The sequence below is a fragment of the Pseudomonas sp. Irchel 3A5 genome, from assembly GCF_900187575.1.
Classification (GTDB): domain Bacteria; phylum Pseudomonadota; class Gammaproteobacteria; order Pseudomonadales; family Pseudomonadaceae; genus Aquipseudomonas; species Aquipseudomonas folii.
The window spans coordinates 24,785-50,080 of record NZ_FYDU01000019.1 but is presented as its reverse complement, the minus strand read 5'-3'; the positions used below and the strand labels follow the sequence as shown (position 1 = coordinate 50,080).

The following is a 25,296-nucleotide window of genomic DNA, read 5'->3' as shown; positions in this document are numbered from 1 at the left end:
CGAACAAACGAAACGTCATTCCGAGGTCTGTTTAATGTCTGCGTTATTCCAACCCTACACCCTGAAAGACATCACGTTGCGCAACCGGATTGCAGTTCCGCCGATGTGCCAATACTCCGCAGTCGACGGCCTGATCAACGAATGGCATCAGGTACACCTGGCCGCCATGGCACGCGGCGGTGCTGGTCTGGTGATCGTCGAAGCTACAGCTGTTTCGCCTGAAGGCCGGATCACTCCGGGCTGCACCGGGATCTGGAACGACGAGCAGGCCCAAGCGTTTGTACCGGTAGTGCAGGCCATCAAGGCAGCGGGTTCGGTGCCCGGCATCCAGATTGCACACGCAGGCCGCAAGGCCAGCGCAAACCGTCCATGGGAAGGCGATGACCATATCGCGGCTGATGATGCCCGCGGCTGGCAAACCATCGCGCCCTCCTCCATTGCCTTTGGCGCTCACTTGTCAAAACAGCCAACGGCCATGACGCTGGACGACATTGCCCGTGTCCGCGAAGACTTCGTCGCCGCAGCCCGCCGTGCCCGAGATGCAGGTTTTGAGTGGCTGGAACTGCACTTCGCTCATGGTTATCTGGCCCAGTCGTTCTTCTCCGAGCACTCCAACCAACGTGAAGATGCCTATGGCGGCAGTTTCGAAAACCGCAGCCGTTTCCTGCTGGAAACCCTGGCTGCCGTGCGTGAGGTCTGGCCAGAGCATCTGCCCCTGACGGCACGTTTCGGTGTGCTGGAATTCGATGGCCGTGACGAGCAGACGCTGCTGGAATCCATCGAATTGACCCGCCAGTTCAAAGCGGCCGGTCTGGACATGCTGAGTGTCAGCATTGGCTTCTCCATTCCCGATGCCAACATTCCTTGGGCTCCAGCCTTCATGGGACCTATCGCCGAGCGTGTACGCCGCGAAGCCGACATTCCGGTTTCGTCCGCATGGGGTTTTGGTTTCCCGGGTATCGCCGAGCAGGCGGTCAAAGAGGGTCAGCTGGATCTGGTGATGGTCGGCAAGGCTCACCTGGCCAACCCGCATTGGGCTTATTTCGCGGCTAAGGAACTGGGTATCGACCGGGCGTCCTGGACACTGCCTACGGCTTATGCGCACTGGCTTGAGCGCTACTAATCGGCGGTAATACTGGCGACAGACTAAGCGACAGACTAAATGCAGAAAGGCGACCCGGTGTCGCCTTTCTGCATTTCAGCGGTTGAGTGTCTGCAGCACGTTGTTTATCTGGAGTCGTTATCCCAGAGCCAACCCCACACCCCTGGCAAGTGGACAGCAACAGCACTGGTTGGCACCGTTCGGGACAGCGCAGCGCGTTGCAACTCGGCGCGGTCATCATAAAAAGGCTTGGGAGCTACTTGCAGACCGGTTGCCTGAGCGCTGTCCAATAAAATCTGCAGGTATTCCCGGGTGTGCCGTGCGGTGTAGCGATTCAGGTCATGAAAGGTCACCACAATCGGAATGGCACCATCTACCGCATGAAACTCACCGGTGGCAACGCGTTCGCGCACTTCGGACATTTCCCGAAGCATGTGGGCACGTCTGCGTGGGCTGGCGTTGAAGCCCCAGATTTTGCCGTCATTGGCGCTGATATCGGTCAGCAGCACCCGCATGCCATGCCGCTGGTAGGCCGCAAACGTACGCTGGTCGTAGTTCCAGAACGGTGGACGGAGCAGCGTCGGCGGGCTACCCATGGTTGATGCGATGATCGCGCTGCCCTGTTGCAGGGATTGCTCCAGCACTTCGTCACTCAATGAGCGATGGTTAGTATGGCCGGGCGTACCCGAATGAAACCCCAGGATATGCCCCGCAACGGCTTCACGGCGCATGATTCTGCGACCACGGTCACTGTTACCCGCTCGTGTAGCTCCCGTCTGGACGAAGAAAACGGCCTTGATATCGTTTTGCACCGGGTTCTCTGCAAGACTGTGCAGCACTTCCACCGTAGGGTTGGCCAGGCTGGATGCACTCGGACCATCGTCAAAGGTCACGACGAAACGGATCGGCGCTTGCTGACTCAAGCGTTCGCGGGTTTGTTGAGTCAGGGGAATGGGCGTCGCAATGCATCCTGCAAGAACCGCCGACAGGGCCAGCCCGGATAAAACAGTACAGAAGCTTCGCATTGACGGGGTATTCCGGGTGACGGATGCGCGGAATGATGACAAAAAACGTGGGGTGCGTGCAGGTTATTTAGCGGTGTAGTGCCGATGTTTGCAATCTGCAGGAGATCCCCGTTGTTCAGACGCCGCGTTGTCGCGCAGCAAACACGGACGCTGTAGGAGTGAGCTTGCTCGCGATAACGGTAGACCTGTTGAGAAATTACCGTCTGACCTTGCGCTATCGCGAGCAAGCTCACGCCTACAAGGATATTCATTCAACCCGGATAATCGCGCCCGGTTCCGACCCAGTTCACAGGTCTGCCCAGTTCGGCTTTATTTACTGCCTCCGGTCCATTCCAATCGTGATAACTTTCCTGCAAATCTGCCTCAAGCTGATGTTTTTCGCTTTTCGGGCAAGTTTAAATGGACCGATTGTCTGCAACTCGTCGATTTTTATAAAAAAATGAATTTTTTCGGGTTTGTTTTGTTCAGATATCGGGGAGCAACAAAATGGATCCACGTTGCTGTGCTTCCCGATTTTTAATGTATGAGGCTGAGGAAGGGAAAAATGACTCAATCACCGCAGTATGGGGAGTCCTCGCAAAACCAGGATCTGATCTTGATCGTCGAAGACGAACCGATGATCCGGGACTTTGTGCAGGAGATTCTGGAGTTCGAGGGCGGCTTCAGGACTGAGTCTGTGGAAAATGCCGATCAGGCGGTTGAGTATCTCGAGAAGCATGCGGCGGATGTCTCGCTACTGCTGACCGACGTACGCATGCCCGGCAGCATGGATGGCATTGCGTTGGCGAATATGGTTGCCACCAAATGGGGCATTCCCATTGTTGTCATGTCAGGGCACGGAACACCGGGTAGCGAGCAGCTCCCTGCGGATGTTCTGTTTATCGCCAAACCCTGGACCATTTCCCAACTGCTTGACGGTGTCCACGACACGCTTAATGCCAGTAAAGCTCCACTGAGCGTACCTGCCAGCGAGACTCGCTGAGAAACGCAGCCTGAAACTCCCGAATTGCCTTTTCGATTCAAACCTTAAAGGCCGTCGCCAGACGTTAAACCATCTGCCAGCCAGTCGGCACCTTGCCCTTCAATCTACACGCCGAACGGCTGGCAGATCGTTTATTTGAAGTCTCGACTGCGTACATCCAGCCCGGTCAGTAACGGCGTCAGATTGTAAAGACGTTGAGCGATCAGATGGCGCACGCCGCCCTGTGACTCCAGACGACCAAACACCTGAAGCAATTGCGAATCCACCAGCACCTTGCGCTGCCGCTCGGCAAGATCGCGCCAGACCACCACTACGTTAACCATTCCGAACTCGTCCTCAAGCGTCACGAAGGTTACGCCGCTGGCCGTTCCCGGACGCTGCCGACCGACCACCAGCCCGGCGACGCTTAACGTCCGGCCATGCTCAAGGTCCAGCAAATCTTTTGAGCTGCGAAACCGTTTCGCAGTCAACTGACGGCGCAACATGGCCAACGGATGGGGCCCCAGCGTGGTGCCGGTCATGGCGTAATCAGCCATCAAGTCCTGGGCAACTGTCGGCAATGGCAAAGCAACCTGGGTTTCCGCGGGAGTGTGCTCAGGGCCGAACAAGGGACGTTGAGCTTCTACACCCGCGACTTCCCAGCGTGCCCGATGGCGATGCCCGATCAGGCCACGCAAGGCTCCGGCATCGGCCAGTTGTTCCAGCGCCCGAGCGTCCAGCCCCGCGCGCTGACTCAAGTCAGTGGCGTCCACTAGCGCACTCCTCGCTCTGGCCGCTTCAATCCGCAGGCCATCCTCTTCGCGAAACCCCCGAACCATGCGAAGTCCCATGCGCAATGCCAGTGAGCGATTCCGGTCAGGGTGATCGACAGGCTCAAGAGAGCAATCCCAGTTGCTGTAGCGCACGTCCACCGGACGAATTTCGATGTGGTGACGACGAGCGTCCTGCAGGATTTGGTCCGGGCTGTAGAATCCCATCGGCCAGCTGTTGATCAGCGCACAGGCAAATGCCGCAGGCTCATGGCACTTCAGCCAACAGCTGGCGTAAGTCAACAAGGCAAAACTGGCTGCATGAGACTCCGGAAACCCGTAGCTGCCAAAACCTTTGATCTGCTCGAAAATTCGCTGAATGAAGGCAGGCTCGTAACCATTGGCGGTCATCCGTTCAGCCAGACGCACTCGATGTGGCTCCAACCCGCCATGACGCTTCCAGGCGGCCATGGAGCGACGCAACTCATCCGCCTCGCCGGGCGTGTAATCGGCGGCAATGATCGCCACCTCCATGACCTGCTCCTGAAACAACGGTACGCCCAGGGTACGTTGGAATACTTTCTCAAGCCGGGGCGGATAGGTCACTTTCTCTTCGCCATTACGCCTGCGCAGATAAGGATGAACCATATCCCCCTGAATCGGGCCCGGACGAACAATAGCTACCTCGATCACCAGATCGTAGAACTTTCTGGGCTGCATACGGGGCAGCATCGCCATCTGCGCGCGGGATTCAATCTGAAAAACGCCGACGGTGTCCGCACGACTGATCATTTCATAGGTAGCCGGATCGTCTACGGGAAGTGTTGCGAGGGTCCATTCGTCTCCCCGATAGCGGCGCACAAGATCAAAGGTTCGACGCAACGCACTGAGCATGCCCAGTGCCAGAATATCGACCTTGAGCAAACCGACGGCGTCCAGATCGTCCTTGTCCCACTGGATGATGGTTCTGTCGGCCATGGCGGCGTTTTCAACCGGTACCAGGGTGTTGAGCGGATGTTCGGAAATCACGAAACCACCGGGGTGCTGCGACAGATGCCGGGGAAAGCCAATCAGCTCGCCGGTGAGTGTCAGTACCCGATGCAGTATCGGCGTCTCTGGATCGAAACCGCTTTCCCGCAGGCGCTCCACCGATGGCAACTCATCGCTCCAACTGCTGAAACAATCGGCCAGCGCATTGATCTGGTCAGACGGCAACCCCAGCACTCTGGCGACATCACGCACTGCGCCCGTGCCGTGGTAAGTGCTGGCCACTGCCGTCAGCGCTGCCCTGCCCCGCCCATAGCGTTGAAATACGTACTGCAAGACCTCCTCACGACGCTCGTGCTCGAAGTCCACGTCGATATCCGGCGGTTCATTACGCTCTTTTGAAATGAAGCGCTCGAACAGCAGGTTGCTTTTTTCCGGATTCAGTTCAGTGATGCCCAGCGCAAAACACACCACCGAATTGGCCGCCGAGCCACGGCCCTGACAAAGGATATGGCGGCTGCGAGCGAACTGGACGATGTCATGAACCGTCAGAAAATAGCTGTCGAATTTCATCTCGCTGATAAGGCCCAGTTCCTTTTCGATCTGTGCCCTTGTTTCGGCAGCAGGCCCAAGTGGCCAGCGTCTGTTTACGCCTTCCTCGGTCTTTTCCCGCAACCACGAGGTGGATGTGTGCCCGGCGGGCACCAATTCGTGGGGATACTCGTAACGCAACTGCTTCAGATCAAAGCAGCAGCGCCGGGCAATGTGAGCGCTTTCAGCCAGCAGCGCTTCGGGATAGAGCGCCTCCAGTACCCTGGGCGAACGCAAATGACGCTCGCCGTTGGCAAACAGATGATGGCCCGCTTCGGCCACGGTTGTGTGATGACGGATAGCGGTCATGGTGTCTTGCAAGGCCCGCCGCCCCCGCGCGTGCATGTGCACGTCACCGCTGGCGACGGCCGGAATCTGCAGGCTTTGCGCCAGAGCCAGCAGTTTCTCCAGACGATGCTGGTCATCGGGCCCACAATGCAACTCGACGGCCAGCCACAACACATCAGCAAAATGGCTGTTCAGCCAAAGGCCTTGCTCATGCAAGGTGCTGTCTGTCAGCTCGGTATCCGGAACCCACAAGGCCAGCAGCCCTGACATTGGCAGGCTGAAGTCTTCACGAAAAAGTTGATACTGACCTTTTTTGGCTCTGCGTCGACCTACAGTTATCAACTGGCAGAGGGCCTGATAGCCCTGCAAATTCTCAACTAACAGAACAACCTTGGGACCGTCGGCAATCTGTATTTCGCTACCGACGATCAAGGGTAATTCGGTTTTTTTCGCGGCCTGCCAGGCACGGACGATTCCGGCGAGGGTGCACTCGTCAGTGATTGCCAGCGCCGAGTAGCCGTGGGCTTTGGCGCGTTCGAACAGCTCGATGGCACTGGATGCGCCGCGCTGGAAACTGAAGTTCGACAGGCAGTGCAGCTCGGCATATTGATCGCTCATGCAAACCAGCCATGCAGCAACAGATCACCCTGTTCGCCAACAGTGCGATAAGCCCAGCCACGCTGTCCGTTGCGAGTTTCAACCAGAAAGTAGTCCCGACGCACATCGCCACCGTCCCACCAACCCGATTCGATTCGCTCGGGGCCGGCAAGAATGCGTGTTCCTACGCCCTGTAATAGCTGTGGCTCAGGGAGTAACCAACCCGGCCTGGGGACTTTGGGCGCAGTGGGCCGGGCTTTGCCTGATGCGTTACGTTGCCATGCGCATTCCGGGCGATGATCTTCGTGCATCTGCAATGCGTTAACGGAGTCATCACCTAACCGAGCCCGCAATCGCTCGCGCAGTTGCTCCCAGGGCAAGGCCTGTTGCGGGCGCTCATCGAACAGTTCCCGATGCGCAGGCACAAAAGCTGGCAGGTCCCGGGCCAGCAAGCGTACGGCCTTCACGGGTGATGTCACCTGAACTTGCTCAAGTCTGCCTCTGGCCAACTCAAACAGCATGCCAGCCTCGCGCTCGGCACTGAGCAACCCGACAGGCACAACGCTGTCTGGCCCTTCGTTATGCTCCAGATACAGGCCAAAACGCTGCACGCCACTGTCACGCCCGGCGAGGAATGCGGCCAGATCTGCAATCAGGCGCTTGAGTGGAAAAAGCAACGCCTGATGAGACTCAACATCGAAATTCAGCTCGATGCGTACGTCGAAATAATCCGGAGGCACATAGCACTCCAGTGCAACCGGGCGCTCCCCCAACAGGGAATCCAGATGCTGCAAGACCTGCGCCGGGAAGCGTCGCGCTAACGTATCGCGTGGCAAAGCCAGTACCTGACGCAGGTTGCGCAACCCCATACGCGACAACGCTACGGCAACTTCACGACCCAGACCCAGCCGATCCAGGGGCATCTGCTCAAGCTTCTGGCGTAGATCGCGGGGGCATGTAACGGCCAGTCCGTCATGGGCATTGGCCAACATCCGCGCCGCTACCGGGTTGGGCGCGACGACGATGCGATGGCTGAAGCCCAGTGCGCTCAGTTCCTGACGCAGTCGCGCCTCGAACACCGGCCATGGACCGAACAGGCCGAGACTGGACTCGATCTCCATCAACAAAACCCGCGGATACTTGAGGCTGACCTGCGAACTGAAACGATAGGCCCAGGCGGCCAGCAAGCGGTGCAGGCGTTCAGTCTCGGCAGGATCGTATTCCACCGTGGCAAAATCCCTGACCAGCACCTGCGCACTGGTCAACGACTGACCGGAGCGCAGCCCGAGTGCCCGGGCCGCCGGGTTGATTGCTTGCAGGATACGCCGCTGCGCAGTGCCGCTCAGCAACGCCAGAGGTTCGTCAGGGTCGGAACGACGGCGCATGACGCCGTCCAGTGCCATTTGTGGCAGCAGGACACAGGCCCACAACATAGGGGAACCTCAGGCGTCAGTAGAGAACGGAATGGGAGAGACCGGTGCAAGACCGCCACGGCATTTGAGTACACGTAATTGCTCAGGCCGCGTATCGATGGCGATCCGTAACGCAGCGGGCGATGGATTGTGCAGCGCCGTGATGGGCCGACAGGCGAAAGCCAGGGTCTGCCCCGTCTCGGCGGCCACTTGCAAGCGGCGCAGGGCGCGATCATCCGCCTGACGAGGCCAACACAGCACAGCCCCACAACTGCCAGAGCGCAGACATTGTTCGGCTGCCCACAGCGCATCGCGCTCACTGGCCTGGACCAGACTGACCTGACGCATGTCTATGCCGGCCGCAAGCCAGGCCTGAGGGTAAGGAATGTAAGGCGGCGCCACCAGCACGATACGCTCGCCGCTGTCGGCCAGCCGGGCCAGCGTCGGCCAAAGCAGACGCAATTCGCCACTGCCATCGGCCGCGACCAGAATTTCACTGAGTGCCGATGCTGGCCAGCCGCCCGCAGGCAACACGTTGTCCAGCGCTGAATGGCCAGTGGGCTGCAAGCCGACGGGCGCTGCGGGCTGCCGGCCTTTCCAGACCCGGCGCTCGTCGAGCAGCGCATCGAGACTGACCACGGCGCCCATCATGCACGCCTCACCAGGCCACAGAACACACCCTCGATGGCGAAGTCCTGGTCCGCCTCTACCACGATGGGTGCATAGGCTGGATTACGCGGCAGCAGGACAAAGGCATCGTGCCCCTTTTGCAGACGCTTGATCGTTACCTCGCCGTCGAGCCGTGCCACCACGATCTGACCGTCATGAGCATCGCTGCTGCGGTGTACGCCCACCAGGTCACCGTCAAGAATGCCATCCTCGATCATCGAGTCCCCCTGAACACGCAGCAGGTAATCGGGAACGCGGGAAAAAGTACTGCGGTCCAGCAGCAAGGTGTCGTGATAGTCCACGTCCGGTCCGATCGGCATACCTGCTGCCACGCGGCCCATGACAGGAATTTCCAGCAACTCGGGACGTGGCGCGGACTGAACCAGGCGGATACCCCGGGCCTGATTGGGCATAACCTCGATCAGGCCCGCTTCGGTCAGGGCAATAATGTGTTTGCGGGCCACACTGCGCGAAGCAAAGCCAAAGGCTTCGGAGATTTCGGCCAGGCTCGGGGATTGACCTTGCTGCGCGATACGATCGCGGATGAAGGTCAGGATGGCGCTGCGTTTGGGAGATAATGTGCTCATGGAGTACATTTGTACTCCATTGCGTTATTTCTGGCTAGAGCATTTGGTCGCCGGGTCTTGCGGCACTCAAAAAATCAGCTCGGACAACCCTCAGCGCCGTCGTTCAGCCCTTGCTTGTAGTTCTCGTACTCTAACGAAGCTTTACCGTTAACCCACCTGAGGGTCAGGACCAGCACTGAATCGAAGTCATCACCGGTCCAGTCATCCAGAAGTTTGATTTTCTTCCCGGAAGCCTCTTCGGCCACTTTGTTGATCAACTCAGGCAAGTAGCCGTGGGACCAGGCCGTATAGATGGTTGCATTGTGATACTTGTCGCGCATCAACTCATCCGCCAGCGCGCCGGTGTCATTCGCGCCGAAGTCGATATTGACCGGCAAACCCAGCTTGATGGCGCTCGGGCCAACGGTCATCAATGGCCGCAGGTAGCTATAGGATTGATCACCTTCGCCCTCTTCCACATGACGACTGGGGTTGGCGGCAAAAATGAAATTGGCTTTACCGAATTGCCGCGGCAGCAACTCGGACAGATCAATGGCGCGGTTCAGGCCTTGGCAATTGAGCTGCCCAAGACCCATGGAGGGTTTCTCCGCATGGCGCATGAACACCAGTGTCTGAGTACCATTCTTGGGTTCGGCATGTACACCTTTGCCCAGGCTCAACAGTGCTATAGAGGATGCGACCAATGCCACGGGAACAAAAAGCCAGGCACAGCGGCGCTGAAACCGGCTGAGGATGGGGAATTTTGAAATTTTCATGGGTCTCTGATTCTGATGTGCAGTAGTGAGGTGCGTAGCGTGAAATGCCTCCCTTACCGGGTCAGCTACCCCGTACAACTCCCTTTTTCGAGCACTCCGAAGCGTGTCCCTGATACGCCCCACAGCCTAACGCGCACATGTTTCGATCTTGTTGACGTGCCAATAAGAGTCAAAATCGCCCCTAAGGTTTCACCGGACACTCCTTAAAGCCGGACAAATCAAAGACTAAGGTTTATTTGGATGTGTGTTTTCTCAAGGATAAAACACTGCGTCTGCCTGGGTCTTCTACTTGCGAAGCCCGCAAAATACGGCACTGAGCGCTACCGCCAGACCTGCGAGAGCATACACCCATACGGCTGAAGTAACAGGTAACAATAATCCGGCCAACAAAGGTCCGATGCCCGCGCCGATATCCCGCCAGACAGCATTGGCCGCCAATGCCTGAACGCGATCAGGCCCGGGGTTGCGCTGGGCAACAAGCGTCGTCACCAGCGGCAGTTGCACGGCACGTAGAACCAGCACCCCGCCCGCGCCCAGTATCAACCAGTGAGAGCCAAACGCGATGAGTGCAAGACACGTCAACAAGGAGCAGACCACCAGCATGCGCACCGCGCCAAAGTGGTCCGCAGCACGGCCGCCGACAGGACTCAGCACCATCTCTGACACATAACGCAGAGCCAGTAGAACGCCTGCCACGATAACGCCGTTGCCGCCCATCACGGTCTGCGCCTGTAATGCGAGACTGAAGATAAACAGACCATCCAGCGCAACGCCTTCTATGAATGACCAGATGGCAACACTGTCCGGGGCTTTGAAGCGTCGACCTGTGGGGGCTGGCATCACATGCGGGCTGTCAGGCAGACCTCGTGCAAGCCACCAGCCGACAAGTGCCGCAACGGTCAGCACCATGAAAATCACACGCGGACCAAACTCGATGCTGATCAGAGCCCCCAGCGGTAACGCAATCATGGGGCCGATAGCGATAAATGCCCTTGAACGACCTGAGCGGTGCGCGGCCCCCGTCAGTTCCGAAGTAGCCAGCACCTGGGTCGAAAGATTCATGGCCGCGTAGGCCAACCCCCATCCCAGACGCAGAATCAGTAACCACCAGAAACCTGAAATGAAAGCATTGCCCAAGGCACAAACCGCCGCCGTCGCTGCAGCCAGCATCACCGTAGGCCGGTCACCATGACGTGCGTAATAGCGCACCACATAGCTGTAACCGAATATCCGCACCAGCCGATTGGCCGCCAGCAGCACACCCGCTTGCGCGAGGCTGATGCCAAAAGCCTGCACATGCATGGGCAGCAACAGATACAGCAAGACATCGCTGGGTAGACACAGCGCCAGAACGATTGCAGAACGACGGGAAGCCACATCAATGGTGCGCGGAGCCGAAGCCATATCCAGAAAGATCCGGTTACAAAGCGGAGCCGCAGGATGCCGTCTCAATGCTACTCATGACAACCCTGTGACGGCGCAAATAGCCTTTTCAATGCAATGGCATAACCGAAAGAGCCTTTAGGAATAACGAGCATGCTTCACATCAATAAAACGAAATATTTTTCATTTACTGCAAAAAAATCCCTCCTGGTGTCCCGCAGGAGTGCTACTTTTGATCTTCGTAAGGACTGTTCGGAAATGTTGCAGGAAGGCACATCGGCCGAGGTAGGAATTCTCTGATCCATACCGGGGCCACCCAGCTTTTGCTGCCGTTTAGACAGCTCCCTTGCCTCCCCATTTGAGCCATGAACATGCTCGTTTGAAAGAGGTGGGCCTCATGAACAAAGTCACGTTCCCCAATGCTTGTCAGCTGATGCGCTGGCATTTCCACCCGGTGGGCTTTGAAGCCACTATGGACGCCCCAAGCAGCATGGTAGCCCGCCTGTTCGATCGGGCCAGTGGCGAGACGGTCATCGCAGTTGCAGGTTTGCGTTGCTCAACCGTCATGAACGCGAGTGAGGTGGAGTTGATCATCGAGGCCATCGAGGCAGAGCTGGAGTCGTTCGTGCCATTGCGGGCTGTAGGGGCCTGAACAGCACTGGCATGGCTCTACCTCTCTCCGCCGGCGATTCCATGTTTGCCGCCAACTGACGTGGGACCGGCTTTAGCCGGGAAGGCGATATCTATGACGACACAATTTTAGTGCCTGAGGTGGCCTCTTCCCGGCTGAAGCCGGTCCCACGTCATCGCGCGCCCTACAATGCTCTACACGTTGGTCAGGCGACCACGCTGATCCTCAAAAAACGGCTTGTCTGCAGGGATCCGTTCTGACGCCTTTGTCGTGTTCCCCCCTTCCTTTGCGCTGCCATCGATATACCAATAGCAATGCCGCACGGCCCGGGTAATCGCCACGTAGGCCAGGCGAAGCACTTCGTCTTTTTGCGCATTATCGAAAGCATCGGTATCTCCGGGGTTGCCTAATCCGGCCTGACGATAAAGCTGATTCTTGTACGGCGAGTGCGTCAGATGCTGGCAATCGCCCAGCAGGAATACTGCGTCCGCCTGCAGGCCTTTGGCGCTGTGATAGGTCAGCTGTTTGAAACGTCGCGAGTGAGGCGGCAGCGCATAATCAGCATTCACTAACGCTTGTAACTTATCGGAAAGCAAGGCTTTATCGCTGCTCTTGCGATACAGCAACAGGATCGAATCGCCGTCGTTATAGTGCTCGATCAAACGTTCAGCCAGTGCCTCATCATCTCGCTCCAGCACCGTAACCGGTATCAGCTCCTGCGCTGCACCGCTGGCTTTGGCTTTCTTCCCCGCAATGGCTGGCGCAGCCCGCACAATGTGTTCGGCCGCATCAATAATGTGCTGGTGGCTCCGGTAGTTGTCACTGAGCATGACCCTGGTGGTGGCCGGCGCAGGAAACTCCTTGGGAAACTCCATGAAGAATTTCGGTGAGCTGCCACGCCAGCCGTAGATCGATTGCCAGTCATCCCCGACACACAACAGAGAGGCATGCTGCGCGGCCCGCCCGACATGCAGATCAGGTCCGCGACGACGTATCTCCCGCAGACAGGCGCGCACCCAGGAAACGATCTGCGGCGAGACGTCCTGAAACTCATCGATCATCAAATGGGCCAATGGCCTGAGCTGATGATCGCCCACCAGCTTGAGGTTTTCCGGCGAGTTCTCGCCAAACAGGGCGAACATTCGGTTATAGGTCATCACTGGCGGCGTCTGGGTCAGCAAGTGATTTTCGAAGGCCTTCCAGAAAAGGCTCAGCGCCTCAAAGAAATAGCGGTCGGGATCGTTATTGGCAAAGCTCATTTCAGCAACGGCTGCGGGCACATCCAGCCCCAGGTTTTCGATAAAACCTGCTACCGCGACGAAACTGTCCAGCAGCGGCGCGGCGCTGAGATCCCCCTTGACCTTGTAATCGAATCCCGGCCCGGCAACGGCTGCGCCTGACAAGGACTGCAACACACGGCTGCCCGCCTCATAGTTATCAAGCCATATCAATGGCTTGCGGCAGAAAGCTTGAAACAGTGTGCGCTTGATGACCCACTCCGCCCAGATGGGCAACTTCGCACCCTGGCGTTTCATCTGCTGATCTTCGGATGGATCGAAGCCGAGTACCACCCAGGCATCCAGCTCTGCGATATAGCCGTGCAAGTGAAAGCCAAAGCCGTTGATCTCGACGGTCTGCCGCATAGGCTCGACGCCTTTGATGGGCCAGGCTCTGGCGCGAATCCACAAGTCTTCAATGATGTCGCACAGCTCTTCATCGCGTTTGGCCGACAACTCAGTGACCGTCACCCGCTTCTGTACATCGGGGTGGTCGCGCTCCAGCTCCTTGAGCTGGAGCGCCTGGCGATATAACGGCGCCATGACCGCGCGGAAACGCTCGCTACTGGCATACAGGTCGCGATAGCAGAGATTCAGTTGCTGACGCTGAGCGTCATTGATGCGCAGATCAAAAGGATTGCTGTCCGCCCCCTCCTCCAGCCCTGCCATGGATTGGGCACCGAGGTTTTCAAAAGCAGTGAGTTTCTCGAGGCCCGGCATGCTGCGCACCAACGGCAAGATCCGCGAATGGAACGTGCGAACCACGTCCCGCGCCTGCTTCTGGTCCAGATCGAGCCCCCAGCAGGCAAATATCTCGACCAGTTTATTGACGAAATCCTTGCGCGACTCCCTAGTGAAGGTCACCACAGTCATGGAGTCCAGCTCGAACCCCAGGTAATGGTTCAGCAGCAGGATGCGCAACACCAGCGATGTCGACTTACCCGCGCCCGCGCCTGCGATGACGTAAGTGGACGGCGTGTCACTGAAGATCATCTTCCATTGCGCCGCACTGGGTTGCGCATGGGCAGGTAACTTCTGCCCGACGTCGGCCTTCATGCGTTTCTTGATGTCAGCGGTCAGCGGCAGACGCCAGTCATCGAACAGATGATCATCGATTTGGGGGCCACGATGCTCATTTGAACGCATGTCGCGGATCACCAGAACCTTGCGGCCCTCTTCGATGCCGTCAAGGTGCCCCTCGGCATAGCCCTCCTCGACACCCTGCAAGTGACCGTTGAGGTAGCCGTCAGCATGACCCTGATTCCAGGAAGGCGGATGTTGCGCGCCCAGACGATTCAATCCGCGCCCCATCAATCGCGCGAGCATGCGTTTGATCAGCGGCAGCTGGTTGGGTGGCGTCAGATCGGATTCGGTATGGACGGGAACATCAACAGGCAGATTGTCTGGCACGCAGGCTCCAGGGCACAGATAAAACAAAAGTAGCCTATGGTCGCCCGATTCGACTTCAAGCTCCAGTAAATGCTTTTCGATCAGGCAATTAGCCGATCAAGTGCAGGTGAAGTAGAGAATAACGTGCAATTGATACATCGAATTAACAGATGGCTTAAAGCGATTATTTACGCTTTTTATCGATATTAATTTGATCAATCATAACAGCCATCGACAACCGAACAACGTTCAGCAGCCCGGGCTCATCATCCTTGCCCGCTTCTGCACAGGAGGCCACACCATGCTGCAATTACGACCTTTCAACACTTTGGGCGGCGCTAACCACGGCTGGCTGGACGCACACCACCATTTCTCGTTCGCTGAATACTACGACCCACAACGCATGAACTGGGGTCAACTGCGAGTCTGGAACGATGATGTGATTCAGGCCGGTACCGGCTTCCCTAAACACCCGCACCGCGACATGGAAATCATCACCTACGTTCGTGAGGGCGCCATTACTCACGAAGACAGCCTGGGCAACAAGGGCCGCACCGAAGCAGGTGATGTGCAGGTCATGAGTGCCGGGACCGGTGTAGCGCACAGCGAGTACAATCAGGAATCGACAGCGACCAAGATCTTCCAGATCTGGATCATGCCCAACGAAACCGGCGCAGCGCCTTCCTGGGGTGCCAAACCGTTTCCAAAAGGTGATCGCGAAGGTTTCGTGACCCTCGCCAGTGGCAAATCAGGTGATGACGTAAGCCTGCGTATTCGCGCCGATGCACGTCTGGTGGCGGCAAACCTGAAAGCCGGGGAAAGTGCCGAGTACCTGATGGATGCCGGTCGACGCGCTTATCTGGTACCGGCGACCGGCAGCATTGAGGTCAACGGTTTACAAGCGAACGCCCGGGACGGCGTTGCGGTTGAAGATGAACGCGTACTGCGGGTCACCGCCATCGAAGACAGCGAAATCGTGCTGGTCGACGTGGCTTGAGCCTTGAGCACACGCTGCAAATGAAAAAGCCCGGACTCTCGCGAGTCCGGGCTTTTTTTGCATTGAATTGAAATAGATCACTTGTAGGAGCTGCCGAAGGCTGCGAAATCCGTCGTCCTGACACACCGCTATCGCAGCCTTCGGCAGCTCCTACAGATCATTCGTCCGTTCAATAATGAGTCTGTAAGAGAGCACGGAGAATACGCGACGCCCGCTATGGCGGTGTGTCAGGCAATCGCAGCATCCACCAACACCTGAGCTTCTGCTACCAGACGCTTGAGGTGCTCTTCACCGACGAAGCTCTCGGCATAGATTTTGTAAATGTCCTCGGTGCCCGATGGCCGTGCTGCAAACCAGCCGTTCTCGGTCATCACTTTGAGACCGCCAATCGCCTGGTTATTGCCCGGTGCGTGGCTGAGAACACTTTTAATAGCTTCACCCGCCAGTTCCGTCGACTTGACCTGATCCGGCGACAGCTTGCCCAACGCCGCTTTTTGCTCAGGGCTGGCCTTCGCTTCAACCCGCGTCGAGAACGGCTCGCCCAGTTCCTCAGTCAGGGCCTGGTAAATTTCGCTTGGATCGCGGCCTTTACGAGCGGTGATTTCCGCTGCCAGCAGTGCTGGAATCAGACCATCCTTATCGGTGGTCCAGACCGTGCCGTCCTTGCGCAGGAACGACGCGCCGGCGCTCTCTTCCCCGCCAAAACCCAGCGAGCCATCAAACAGACCTTCAGCAAAGAATTTGAAGCCCACCGGTACTTCGTACAGACGACGACCCAGACGTGCAGCAACCCGATCGATCATGCCGCTGCTGACCACGGTTTTGCCAACCGCTGCATCCGCACGCCAGTCCGGACGATTCTGGAACAGGTAGTCGATAGAGACTGCCAGGTAGTTGTTTGGGGCCAGTAGACCACCTGTTGGGGTCACGATGCCGTGGCGATCGTGGTCAGGGTCACAGGCAAACGCGACCTGATACTTGTCTTTCAGACCGATCAGGCCCTGCATGGCAAAGTTGGACGAGGGGTCCATACGAATGCGGCCGTCCCAGTCAACGCTCATGAAGCGGAACGTCGGATCGACGAACTGGTTGACCACGTCCAGATTCAGACCGTAATGCTCGCCAATGGCCGACCAGTAACGCACGCCGGCACCACCCAATGGGTCAACGCCAAGGCGCAGACCTGCATTGCGGATCGCATCCATGTCGATGACGCTCTTCAGGTCAGCCACATAGGTATTCAAGTAATCATGACGATGAGTCGTGTCGGCGCGCAGTGCTCTTTCGTGACTGATACGGCTGACACCCTGAATTTTTTCCGCCAGCAGTTCATTGGCCTTGGCTTCAATCCACTTGGTGATATGGCTGTCTGCCGGGCCACCATTGGGAGGGTTGTATTTGAAGCCACCGCTTTCCGGCGGGTTGTGCGACGGCGTGATGACGATGCCGTCTGCCAGACCGGACGTGCGGCCACGGTTATAGCAAATGATCGCGTGGGAAACCGCCGGTGTCGGAGTGTACTCGTCACCTTCGGAAATCATCACTTGCACACCATTGGCGGCCAGGACTTCCAGGGCGCTGGCCGCGGCGGGTGTGGACAAGGCATGGGTGTCGGCACCGAGAAAAAGCGGGCCATCGATGCCATTGGCCTGACGGTATAGGCAAATCGCCTGACTGATGGCCAGAACGTGCCACTCGTTGAAACTGAGCTCAAACGAGCTGCCACGGTGGCCGGAAGTACCAAACGCCACGCGCTGGGTCGAAATCGACGCATCAGGCTGGCCGGTGTAATAAGCAGTAACCAGTCGCGGAATATCAACCAGCAACTGAGGCGGTGCCAGCTTGCCGGCGAAGGGACTGAGACTCATACAACCTCCATGAAAAAACAGAATAGAAATAAAGCTGGCTGCTGTACGGCGAACGAAAATGATCAGCGGCGCGGCAGTTTACTGGCAGTTTGACCTCGTTGCTCGGCTATCGATCCCTGAGTCGGAGAGCGATTACAGTTGCCACCAGTGCGGGAGTAACTGGCGAACCCTGGACTCGGCAAATCGATCATCGATCAGCATGACCACTCCTCGGTCCTGCTGACCACGAATCACCCGCCCCGCCGCCTGCACAACCTTTTGCACACCCGGGAAAAGGTAGGTGTAATCGTAGCCCGCGCCGAACAACGCAGCCATGCGCTGTTTGAGCTGCTCATTGACCGGATTGAGTTGAGCCAGACCCAGTGTTGCGATGAATGCACCGATCAATCGCGCGCCTGGCAAATCGATGCCTTCGCCAAATGCGCCGCCCAGTACCGCGAAGCCAACGCCCTGGCTTTCCAGGGTAAAACGATCGAGAAAGCCCTGACGATCACTTTCACTCATGCCCCGGGCCTGTTGCCAGATCGGGATGTGCGGATGAGTTTGCTGCATCAACTCCGCGACTTGCTGCTGATAATCAAAACTGCTGAAAAACGCCAGATAGTTGCCCGGTCGAGCCTGAAACTGTTCTGCGATAAGCTCCACGATGGGCGCCAGTGAAGCCTGACGATGAGTGAATCGCGTGGAAATCCGGCTGATGATCTGCACGTCCAGTTGATCTCGACTGAACGGCGACTCCACATCGATCCACGCTGTATCAGCGGGCAAACCCAACAGATCGGCGTAATAGTGACGCGGACTCAAGGTTGCGGAGAACAGCACGCTGCTAAGTGCCGCTGTCAGCCTCGGTCGAATGAACCGGGCAGGAACCACATTACGCAGGCACAGTCGGGAATGGCTGCGCTTGCTGCTCAGCGCCCTTTTACTGATATCAAACACAAAGTGCTCGTCGAACAACTCGGCGATACGGACAAACGCAATCGCCTCGAAATAAAAGCTCTGCAGCGCGCCACTCAGCGCATGAGGATGATCATTGAAATAATCCCCCATGGACGCGACGCACAAGTTCAGGCTTTGCAGAAACTTGCCTGGGGTTACGGGATAGGCCTGATACGGCGCAACCTGCTCCTTGTGCAGCGCGTTCCATTCCCGGTTCAAGCGTTGCAGGGTTTTCTGCAACGCCTCGGGTGCGGTCTGGCGCAATGTACTCAGGGCCTGTTGATCGAGGCTGGCGCTGTACATCTGCCGGGCTCGCTCGACCATGTTATGGGCTTCGTCCACCAACACCGCCACGCGCCATTGATTGAACTGACTTAGCCCGAACAACAATCCACTGAGATCGAAATAGTAGTTGTAGTCAGCAATCACCACGTCCGCCCAGCGCGCTATTTCCTGGCTGAGGTAGTAAGGACAGACTTCATGGGCAAGTGCCACATCCCGCATGCCGGCCTGGTCCAGCCAGGGAGCGGCCAGTGCAGCACTGCGCGCCGCCGGCAAACGGTCATAAAACCCCTTGGCCAGTGGGCAGGAATCGCCATTGCAGGCCTTATCCGGATGTTCGCAAGCCTTGTCCCGGGCGACCAGCTCCAGCACACGCAGCTTCAGTTCCGGTGCGCTGGTACGGATCACCGTCAATGCATCCAGTGCCAGCTTGCGGCCAGGCGTTTTGGCGGTCAGGAAGAACACTTTGTCCAGCTTCTGCGTAGGCGCAGCCTTGAGCATGGGAAACAACGTGCCGATGGTTTTACCAATGCCGGTGGGGGCCTGCGCCGTCAGGCAACGGCCGGTGCTGACCGCCTTGTAAACAGACTCAGCAAGGTGACGCTGACCGGTTCGGAAACCCCCGTGAGGAAATTTTAGCTGACTCAACTGTTGATTGCGTTCGCTGGAGTGCTCCAGTTCTTGCTCAGCCCATTGCAGAAATATGGCGCAGTGTTGCTGAAAGAACGCCTTAAGGGTCGGCGCAGTAAAGCGCTCACGAATCAGTGTTTCCTGCTCGGTGACAATGTTGAAATACACCAGCGCCAGGCTGACTTCGTCCAGTTGCAATTGTTGGCAGAGCAGCCAGCCGTAGACCTTCACCTGTGCCCAGTGCAACTGCCGGTGATTTCCTGGCATCGATGACAACTCGCCGCGGTAAGTCTTGATCTCCTCCAACTGGTTCAGTGCAGGGTCATAACCATCGGCCCGACCACGAATCTTCAGTTGCTGATACTCGCCCGACAGTGAAACTTCGGACTGATAACCGGGGCTGCGTCGCGCCGCAACACTGCGATGCCCCGCGATGCCTTCCTGTGCAGTCGGAGATGGCGTGAAGCGCAAATCAAGGTCACCCGTTTTGGCGGTGAACTCACACAGCGCACGAACGGCCACAAGATAACGAGCTTGATCAGAGGGATCAGGAGCCAGGGAGCGCAACTCTTCAGCGCCGACCTCGGGCTTTATTTCAGAACTGCTGGATGAAGAAATGACGGTCACAACCTGAGATGGCGGTACTGGATGGGCATACAGATACCAGCACCGGCTACATCTGGCAAATACAAATGGATCGGTGGAGCTTGGTGACTTCCTGTGAATCGAACAATGGCGCGATGGCGTGGGACCGGCTTTAGCCGGGAAGAGGCCAGTACAGTCGCTGCATATTTATCGTCAGAAATGCCGCCTTCCCGGCTAAAGCCGGTCCCACGTCAGCTTGCGGACAACCATAGATCTCCAGCATCAAATCGCATCTATTCAGTGAATTTGTATTTGTCTGATACATGTTTGAGCGCTCAACGCCCCGAAAGCACCTCAACGACATTGCCGCCCGTCTGCGGGTCAACGGTCATGACCCGTCTCTTGTCAGGATCGGAGGCGCGGACGCGGGCAATGATGGATGCCGGGTCGCTGAAATCCACGCGCTTTTTCCGATACAGGCTCTGCAAGCCTTCAAGGGTCAGCCCGCTTATGTCGCCCAGCCATTGCAGAACCTGATCAGGTGCGGCCAGGCCCTGCAAGGCTTTGTGCAGGTCCGGCAGAGCGACCAGCATGCCCGGATGCAGACGCCGCAGGAAACCCTCAAGCTCGCGCCCTTCATTGACGAACGGTGAAAACAGCAGGCAAATCAGCTGTGCTTCGCTAACACCGAAACCTTCCTGCGCAAAAGTGGCCGCCAGCTCGCGACGGGATGCAATCCCTTCCTCGCCGACATAGGCATTCATGGCCTGATCAATCAGGCGCTGAGGCATGCCCTTGCGTCGCATCATTGTTTTGGCCAGTTGCAGATACTCTTCGATACCCTCGGCATAACTACGCGCCTGGACGTACTGCACTTTCAAGCCCAGCATATGCGCCATCAGCAACGGATTGGCGCAATCGGACTCACTGAAACTGAACGCCAGATCCTCAAAGCGGAAACCCAGGAATTCGGTCAGCAGCTTCCAGTGCTCTTCAGCATTGCTGACGATCAGGTCGGAGATGGCGATGAACGCTGGCGCCCCTCCTTTATTTGTAACGTTGACTGGCGCAATCAACTGATCCGCTGGCTCATCATTTGCCCCGTACAGCTCCTGATGGTAGGACTGGCTGATGCTGCCGACAATATTCAACATCGCGTTGAAATTCTGGTTTCCCGAATCCTTAAAGCGATAAGCAGTGCTCGGCGCCAGACGCATCACCCACGTGATGTACTGTTTTTGTTCCTTGCGCGAATCGCCACTCACCACCGCATCCACCCCGTCCCCCCAGGTGGTAGCGCGCTCAAGGAACTCGGCGATACCCAGATAGCAACTGTTGCAGAACGTGGTACGGCCGTCCCCGGCCGACACATGACCATTGACCAGCATGTCCGAGCGATTCTGCTCCCTTCCGGCACGGGACATGGGCACACCTGGCTCAAAGACTCTGACAACCTGATGGTCAACCTCCAACAATTCCACTCGAGGGTCGTCGTGCAGGAAAAGCGCTGAGTAGGTCCGCTGGATATTCTCCATGACCGCCGGGGTGATACCGGCGTGGCGCATATTGGCGACACGCAGATTGAAGGTGGCAGGCGCGCGCCCGGCGATGCTTAGCTGGGCGGCTCGTAGCAGGGCTACGGTGTAGGCGCTGTCTTTTCCGCCACTGAAAGGCACCAGCACATTGAAACTTGAAATACGCTCAATGCCGCCTGCCGCTACGATCAATCGCTGAATCAGCAATTGCAGCGCTGTGCGCTCTGCTCGTCGAAAATAACCCAGCAGCCGCTGCAGCACTTGCTGATAGACGTAGTTCATCGCCTGTTCGTGAATGGAGCTCATGCTGACGCACTCCTTTGCATTTCCCAATGACGTGCGTTGCAAGAAAGGAGTTTAAAATCGGACAGCACTGAAAAATCATAATTGACCATGACTCATTCCCTGAGTGGTAAGCACCCAACTATTATCGATATTAATTTCACAATTACAAGCTGCGAAACAGGAATTAAAGCGACGGACTTTAGTATGTTTAAGTTTGCCGAAATTAAACGCACTAGTTTAATCTCATGTTTACAGAAGGCTGACATTCTGTCGCATCATGACTCCGCAGGACCTAGCAAAGCCTGGGTCTTGCAGCGCTAACCGGTGGAGCTGATTCATTCGCGAACGATACATGTCACACCTTGATATGGTCAAGGTTGCGCCCTTCTCTAATAAACTAGCCCCCCACAGAGAGTGTGATTCAAACCAGTCAGGCAATTAAACCGCACCGCACTGTTGTCGGTTTGTTTAATAGTGCTTATTGCACTCGGACAATTGTGAGCCGAATGTTTAAACCCTAAAAGACAACGCTCGCCTTACGGACCAAAACCAGATATCAAAAAGCAAAATGCCCTCCAGAGCGGAGGGCATTTCAAGGGTGAAGCACTCAGCCTGATCAGGCCTGAGGCTCTTCCACTTCGAGCACTGCACGGCCACCAATCGGGCAACCATCCATGTAGCGGTGCGCCTGAACCACATCACTGAACGCGAAAACCCGGGTTTTGAGAGGCTCCAGCACCCGATCGGCAGTCAGCTGGTTGATGTCACGCAGCGCACGTTGCAGCGCTGCGTCATCCTGAGTGATACCCAGCTCCGGCTTGCCCGTGAAATTGCCCAGACAGTGGACGAAGAACTGAATGTTTTTCTGGAACGCTGCACAAGCCGGGAACGGCGTCTGATTACCGCCTTGCAGGCCATACAGCACCAGACTGCCGCGAGGCGCAAGAACATCACCCATGATCGACATCTGTGGACCGCCCAGACCGTCGAGCACGACATCGACACCGCGATTGTCTGTGTACTTGTTGACGGCCATCAGAAGGTCCTGCTCTTCGGTGACCACCACTTTGTCGGCCCCCAGAGACAACAGGTACTCGCGAGCGTCGTCGGTTTTGGTGACCGCGATCACTTTCAAACCCAGCGCCTTGCCTAACTGTACAAACGAAGGCCCTGAACAGTGGCTGGCATCCGTGACCAAAGCGGTTTGTCCCGGCTTGATTCGCGCCAGATCAACATAGGCGAAGTACGCCACCAGCAGCGACGTGTAATGCACACTGGCCTGAACCGGGGTCAGAACATCCGGATAACGGGTCAGTGACGTGCGCGGCATGACAATGATTTCACCGTAAACCGGGTGCTGATTCGGATCGGCCGCAGGAAAACTGGCAACCTTGTCACCGACCTTCAAATCATCGACGCCCTCACCCACGGCAGTGACGACACCGGCCATTTCCTGACCGATACCAGCTGGAAGCCGTGCCTGTGAAGGCGCCAGGTTCTGCCGCCAGAGCACGTCGTACCAGCTGATACCGATCGCCTGGACACGTACCTGAACCTCACCGGGTGCTGGCAGCGCGACCGGATGCTCTTCAATCTTGAGCACCTCGGCTGGACCAAACTGATGAAAACGAATCGTGCGGGACATTTCGAACCTCGCCTAGAAAACCTTGATGCCATGAACTCTATCCGGGCTCTGCCGGTAACACTATCAGTGGCTATTAATAGTCGACATGTCTGTCATCGATTGTCATAGGTTTCGCATGGATATTCCCAGGCCAATCGTCAAACGCTCATGCATTCATGGGCGGCCATTGTTCGCATGTCAGCGAGACAATGCAACCCGCAGCGTTGCCGGGCGTCTGGCGCGCGGAAAATTTATGAATGCGTAAAGGTAGCGTTTGCTCGTACTATTCATGCCCGAGATGTGTCAGCTAGATCCACCCTGCTTCACCAGACAGCTGCAAGTGTCCCGCTGTTTGCACACCATCGCATCGATCAACGGCCCGAGATCTCCCGCCATGAACCGCAACGACCTGCGTCGCGTCGACCTCAACTTGCTCATCGTCTTTGAAACCCTGATGCATGAGCGCAGCGTGACGCGGGCGGCCGAAAAACTGTTTCTCGGCCAACCGGCGATCAGCGCTGCCCTGTCACGCTTGCGTGGCCTGTTTGACGATCCGTTGTTTGTGCGCACAGGTCGCAGCATGGAGCCAACGGCCCGGGCAACAGAGATTTTCGCCCTGCTCTCGCCAGCCCTTGATTCGATTTCCACGGCCGTCAGCCGCGCTTCGGAGTTTGACCCGGCAACCAGCACTGCCGTATTTCGCATCGGCCTGTCGGATGATGTCGAATTCGCCCTCCTGCCTTCCCTGCTCAAACGCCTGCGCTCGGAATCGCCGGGCATCGTTCTGGTCATTCGCCGGGTCAACTACATCCTGATGCCTGCACTGTTGGCGTCCGGCGAGATATCCATCGGCGTCAGCTACACCAGCGACCTGCCAGCCAACGCCAAACGCAAGGTCCTGCGCCGCAGCAAACCCATGCTGCTACGCGCCGACACGATGCCCGGCGCATTGAGCCTCGAAGACTTCTGCTCCCGGCCCCACGCACTGGTGTCCTTCGCAGGCGACTTGAGTGGTTTTATCGACGAACACCTCGAGAAAGTCGGCCGCAAACGCCACGTCGTCCTCGCCGTCCCACAGTTCAACGGCCTGGCCACTCTGCTCGCCGGTACCGATATCGTCGCCACAGTGCCCGACTACGCAGCCGCTGTATTGACCGCCGCTGGCGGGGTAAGGGCTGAGGCTTTGCCTATCGAGACCCAGACCTTCGAACTGCACATGGCCTGGCGTGGGTCTCAGGATAATGATCCGGGTGAAAGGTGGTTGCGGTCGCGGATTCAGATGTTTTTTGGGGACCCCGATAGCCTGTAATGGAATTCCACTAAATTCCATAAAACCGTTTTATAACAACAAGTTATTGGGAAATTGGCAGCAGAGCTTTACCTTTCTGCGCCTTCAACCGGCGTTGATTTGGGGGAGCGAAGACCGTCCCGCCACCTTCAGTGGAACGGTGAGCATTGCACTTGATGACAATCAGCCCACCTCTCCGGTATCACCACCAGCCCCAAAGGCTGTCAATACAAGATCAACTCAAAACCCATCGCAGCCAGATCCCATGACGAGCGAGTATGCTGACTACCTGGGCACGCTGCTGGACATGTTCGAGTTGGAAGAGCCTGAGGCCAGTGCCGCACCGTCAGAAAGCGCTCTCGAAACTTCAACCCTCCCTTCGGATAACCCTGGCCAGGCATTTCTGAATTGGGTCAAGGAAGGCATCCTGAGCCACAAGCTGGTCATCAATGACAGCAAGGCAAAAATCCACACGGTGAGTGGCAGCGTATTTCTGGTCACGCCTGGTCTCTTCCAACGCTACGCGCAGGAGTTTCCCGGCATCTCACTAGGAGCCGATTCCGCAGGTGAGGAATGGCGAAGGGTGCAAAAGCAGTTTGAGAAACTGAAGGTCCACAGAAAGAGAGACAATGGCCTAAACATATGGGCATGCCAAGTGCAGGGCCCTAGGAAGAGAACCACCTTGAAGGGGTACTTGATTGAGGATCCGAAGCAATTTTTTGAATTGATACCACCCGACAATCCTTTTCTTAAAATTGAAAAAGCTTAAATCCCCCAAGCATCTCATTTCGGGTCGAAGCGCGATCCACCTGAGTATTGTGCCCACATTCTGTACCGCA

The 25,296-nt window shown here is 57.1% G+C and carries 17 protein-coding genes and 1 pseudogene; 6 read left to right on the top strand and 12 right to left on the bottom strand.

All coding sequences use genetic code 11. From position 1 onward, the window contains the following. Positions 1-34: 34 nt before the first annotated feature. Positions 35-1,123 (top strand): NADH:flavin oxidoreductase/NADH oxidase, encoded by a 1,089-nt coding sequence (locus CKW31_RS26015; RefSeq protein WP_095101448.1) that lies wholly within the window; start codon positions 35-37, stop codon positions 1,121-1,123. A gap of 104 nt (positions 1,124-1,227) precedes the next feature. Here the strand turns inward: CKW31_RS26015 and CKW31_RS26010 are convergent, their stop codons facing one another. After that, a complete protein-coding gene (locus CKW31_RS26010; protein ID WP_095101446.1) occupies positions 1,228-2,127 on the bottom strand; it encodes a polysaccharide deacetylase family protein in 900 nt (299 codons plus the stop codon). A 544-nt stretch (positions 2,128-2,671) separates the two neighbouring features. Here CKW31_RS26010 and CKW31_RS26000 point away from each other — a divergent pair. Beyond that, positions 2,672-3,109, top strand: a complete 438-nt coding sequence (locus tag CKW31_RS26000) for a response regulator (protein ID WP_095101441.1) — start codon at positions 2,672-2,674, stop codon at positions 3,107-3,109. A 131-nt stretch (positions 3,110-3,240) separates the two neighbouring features. Here CKW31_RS26000 and CKW31_RS25995 read toward each other — a convergent pair whose 3' ends face one another. The 6 genes from CKW31_RS25995 to CKW31_RS25970 all read right to left on the bottom strand — a co-directional run bounded on the left by CKW31_RS25995 (position 3,241) and on the right by CKW31_RS25970 (position 11,148). Beyond that, positions 3,241-6,342, bottom strand: a complete 3,102-nt coding sequence (locus CKW31_RS25995) for an error-prone DNA polymerase (protein WP_095101439.1) — start codon at positions 6,340-6,342, stop codon at positions 3,241-3,243. Beyond that, positions 6,339-7,754 carry a DNA polymerase Y family protein gene (locus CKW31_RS25990; RefSeq protein WP_095101437.1) on the bottom strand — a complete coding sequence of 472 codons (1,416 nt, stop codon included), beginning with the start codon at positions 7,752-7,754 and terminating at the stop codon, positions 6,339-6,341. Before CKW31_RS25990 ends, CKW31_RS25995 begins: the two co-directional genes overlap by 4 nt. Positions 7,755-7,763: 9 nt before the next feature. Further along, positions 7,764-8,381 (bottom strand): translesion DNA synthesis-associated protein ImuA, encoded by a 618-nt coding sequence (gene imuA / locus CKW31_RS25985; protein ID WP_095101435.1) that lies wholly within the window; start codon positions 8,379-8,381, stop codon positions 7,764-7,766. Further along, positions 8,381-8,998 (bottom strand): transcriptional repressor LexA, encoded by a 618-nt coding sequence (gene lexA, locus CKW31_RS25980; RefSeq protein ID WP_095101433.1) that lies wholly within the window; start codon positions 8,996-8,998, stop codon positions 8,381-8,383. Before lexA ends, imuA begins: the two co-directional genes overlap by 1 nt. Before the next feature lie 65 nt (positions 8,999-9,063). Then, complete coding sequence (locus CKW31_RS25975) at positions 9,064-9,744, bottom strand: hypothetical protein (protein ID WP_095101431.1); 681 nt, start codon at positions 9,742-9,744, stop codon at positions 9,064-9,066. Between the two features lie 285 nt (positions 9,745-10,029). Next, positions 10,030-11,148, bottom strand: coding sequence for an MFS transporter (locus CKW31_RS25970; RefSeq protein WP_095101429.1), 1,119 nt, complete (start codon positions 11,146-11,148; stop codon positions 10,030-10,032). 358 nt (positions 11,149-11,506) lie between these two features. On the opposite strand from CKW31_RS25970, the gene CKW31_RS25965 reads away from it, so the two are divergent. Beyond that, positions 11,507-11,779: a DUF1652 domain-containing protein gene (locus CKW31_RS25965; protein ID WP_176469993.1), complete on the top strand. Its 273-nt coding sequence runs from the start codon at positions 11,507-11,509 to the stop codon at positions 11,777-11,779. Positions 11,780-11,952: 173 nt separating this feature from the next. Here CKW31_RS25965 and CKW31_RS25960 read toward each other — a convergent pair whose 3' ends face one another. Beyond that, positions 11,953-14,445, bottom strand: a complete 2,493-nt coding sequence (locus CKW31_RS25960) for a UvrD-helicase domain-containing protein (protein ID WP_176469991.1) — start codon at positions 14,443-14,445, stop codon at positions 11,953-11,955. Positions 14,446-14,725: 280 nt separating this feature from the next. On the opposite strand from CKW31_RS25960, the gene CKW31_RS25955 reads away from it, so the two are divergent. After that, a complete protein-coding gene (locus CKW31_RS25955) occupies positions 14,726-15,421 on the top strand; it encodes a pirin family protein (protein WP_095101425.1) in 696 nt (231 codons plus the stop codon). 227 nt (positions 15,422-15,648) lie between these two features. Here the strand turns inward: CKW31_RS25955 and pgm are convergent, their stop codons facing one another. The 4 genes from pgm to CKW31_RS25935 form a co-directional block, all read right to left on the bottom strand. Continuing rightward, positions 15,649-17,289, bottom strand: a complete 1,641-nt coding sequence (gene pgm / locus CKW31_RS25950) for a phosphoglucomutase (alpha-D-glucose-1,6-bisphosphate-dependent) (RefSeq protein WP_095101423.1) — start codon at positions 17,287-17,289, stop codon at positions 15,649-15,651. 132 nt (positions 17,290-17,421) lie between these two features. Beyond that, positions 17,422-19,707: an ATP-dependent DNA helicase gene (locus CKW31_RS25945; RefSeq protein ID WP_256582734.1), complete on the bottom strand. Its 2,286-nt coding sequence runs from the start codon at positions 19,705-19,707 to the stop codon at positions 17,422-17,424. Positions 19,708-20,060: 353 nt separating this feature from the next. Beyond that, the gene (locus CKW31_RS25940; protein ID WP_095101421.1) at positions 20,061-21,566 is read right to left on the bottom strand and encodes a hypothetical protein; all 1,506 of its coding nucleotides are present in this window, start codon (positions 21,564-21,566) and stop codon (positions 20,061-20,063) included. 595 nt (positions 21,567-22,161) lie between these two features. Continuing rightward, positions 22,162-23,190 (bottom strand): zinc-dependent alcohol dehydrogenase family protein, encoded by a 1,029-nt coding sequence (locus tag CKW31_RS25935; RefSeq protein ID WP_095101419.1) that lies wholly within the window; start codon positions 23,188-23,190, stop codon positions 22,162-22,164. 373 nt (positions 23,191-23,563) lie between these two features. On the opposite strand from CKW31_RS25935, the gene CKW31_RS25930 reads away from it, so the two are divergent. Beyond that, on the top strand, positions 23,564-24,478 hold the full coding sequence (locus CKW31_RS25930) for a LysR family transcriptional regulator (protein ID WP_095101417.1): 915 nt from the start codon (positions 23,564-23,566) through the stop codon (positions 24,476-24,478). A gap of 49 nt (positions 24,479-24,527) precedes the next feature. Continuing rightward, positions 24,528-25,226: pseudogene (locus CKW31_RS25925) on the top strand (conjugal transfer nickase/helicase domain-containing protein); the annotation flags it as partial. Positions 25,227-25,296: the final 70 nt, after the last annotated feature.

What these genes read in the sequence shown, in the direction of transcription:
- CKW31_RS26015 (WP_095101448.1), top strand. Translation starts at nt 35, where the DNA reads ATGTCTGCGTTATTCCAACCCTACACCCTGAAAGACATCACGTTGCGC.
- CKW31_RS26010 (WP_095101446.1), bottom strand. Translation starts at nt 2,127, where the DNA reads ATGCGAAGCTTCTGTACTGTTTTATCCGGGCTGGCCCTGTCGGCGGTT.
- CKW31_RS26000 (WP_095101441.1), top strand. Translation starts at nt 2,672, where the DNA reads ATGACTCAATCACCGCAGTATGGGGAGTCCTCGCAAAACCAGGATCTG.
- CKW31_RS25995 (WP_095101439.1), bottom strand. Translation starts at nt 6,342, where the DNA reads ATGAGCGATCAATATGCCGAGCTGCACTGCCTGTCGAACTTCAGTTTC.
- CKW31_RS25990 (WP_095101437.1), bottom strand. Translation starts at nt 7,754, where the DNA reads ATGTTGTGGGCCTGTGTCCTGCTGCCACAAATGGCACTGGACGGCGTC.
- imuA (WP_095101435.1), bottom strand. Translation starts at nt 8,381, where the DNA reads ATGGGCGCCGTGGTCAGTCTCGATGCGCTGCTCGACGAGCGCCGGGTC.
- lexA (WP_095101433.1), bottom strand. Translation starts at nt 8,998, where the DNA reads ATGTACTCCATGAGCACATTATCTCCCAAACGCAGCGCCATCCTGACC.
- CKW31_RS25975 (WP_095101431.1), bottom strand. Translation starts at nt 9,744, where the DNA reads ATGAAAATTTCAAAATTCCCCATCCTCAGCCGGTTTCAGCGCCGCTGT.
- CKW31_RS25970 (WP_095101429.1), bottom strand. Translation starts at nt 11,148, where the DNA reads ATGGCTTCGGCTCCGCGCACCATTGATGTGGCTTCCCGTCGTTCTGCA.
- CKW31_RS25955 (WP_095101425.1), top strand. Translation starts at nt 14,726, where the DNA reads ATGCTGCAATTACGACCTTTCAACACTTTGGGCGGCGCTAACCACGGC.
- pgm (WP_095101423.1), bottom strand. Translation starts at nt 17,289, where the DNA reads ATGAGTCTCAGTCCCTTCGCCGGCAAGCTGGCACCGCCTCAGTTGCTG.
- CKW31_RS25940 (WP_095101421.1), bottom strand. Translation starts at nt 21,566, where the DNA reads ATGAGCTCCATTCACGAACAGGCGATGAACTACGTCTATCAGCAAGTG.
- CKW31_RS25935 (WP_095101419.1), bottom strand. Translation starts at nt 23,190, where the DNA reads ATGTCCCGCACGATTCGTTTTCATCAGTTTGGTCCAGCCGAGGTGCTC.
- CKW31_RS25930 (WP_095101417.1), top strand. Translation starts at nt 23,564, where the DNA reads ATGAACCGCAACGACCTGCGTCGCGTCGACCTCAACTTGCTCATCGTC.